The organism is Nonomuraea sp. B12E4 (assembly GCF_039871825.1).
In the GTDB taxonomy this organism is placed as follows: domain Bacteria; phylum Actinomycetota; class Actinomycetes; order Streptosporangiales; family Streptosporangiaceae; genus Nonomuraea.
Genome location: NZ_JBDPME010000094.1, coordinates 1 through 896, shown reverse-complemented (window position 1 = coordinate 896; position 896 = coordinate 1). Strand labels below are relative to the sequence as shown.

Annotated in this window: 1 protein-coding gene and 1 pseudogene; both read left to right on the top strand. The window is 71.2% G+C overall.

The window, feature by feature from the left end:
- Positions 1-366 (top strand): prolyl oligopeptidase family serine peptidase (locus ABGB18_RS49370; RefSeq protein WP_347702665.1); only part of this gene is annotated, 366 nt, incomplete at its 5' end.
- A gap of 10 nt (positions 367-376) precedes the next feature.
- A pseudogene (locus ABGB18_RS49365) lies at positions 377-896 on the top strand (hypothetical protein); the annotation flags it as partial.

Genomic DNA, 896 nt, shown 5'->3' with positions numbered 1-896 from the left:
CCGCTCGGCCCCGGCCACCCGGCGCCGCAGGCGGTCCGCTCGGTCTTCCTGGAGGACTACGGAGATCCGGACGAGCCTGGGGACGCCGACATCATCCGCGCGTACTCGCCGTATCACAACATCGCGCCCGGTACCGCGTACCCGGCCATCCTGCAGGCGTTCGGCGAGCATGACCTCGGCTGCCAGCCCTTCCACGGCCGGCTGTTCACCGCCAGGCTCGCGCCGGCGAGCACCTCCGGCCATCCCGTCCTGCTGCGGGTCTGGAAGGGCGCCGGTCACGCCGCCCTGGACAGCGCGCAGATGACCGACCACGCCGCCGAGCTGCTGGCCTTCCTCATGCGGGAGCTGGGCATGACCCCGGCATAACCTGGACAGCATGGCATCCGAGCTCCAGAGACTGGTCGACAGTCTCGGAGCGCGCCTGGCCAGGTCGGTGGCGCTGGACGACCCGAACATCCACCTGCTCGCCTACACGGCGCACACCGGCGACGCGGACCCCGCCCGGGTCGAGTCGATCATGCGCAGGCGCGTTTCCCCCGAACTGGTGGCCCACATTCACGCCAGCGGCGCGCCGGAGGCACGCGACCTGTTCATCGTGCCCGCCCGGCCCGAACTCGGGCTCGACGTGGCCCGCGCAGGCATGCCGATCCGGCACGGGCAGACCCTGCTGGGCTTTGTGTGGCTGCTGCTGTCGGACGGCTTCGTCACCGATCAGGAGGCGACGGCGGTACGGCAAGCCGCCGAAAGCGCCGCGTACACGCTCCACCGGGACTTCCTGATCGGCGAGCTGAGCCGGGGACGGGAGCGTGAGCTGGTACGCGACCTGATCTCGCCCGACCTCCGGCTGCGCGGCGACGCGGCGCAGCGGCTGATCGAAGAAGAACTCATCACCGCCG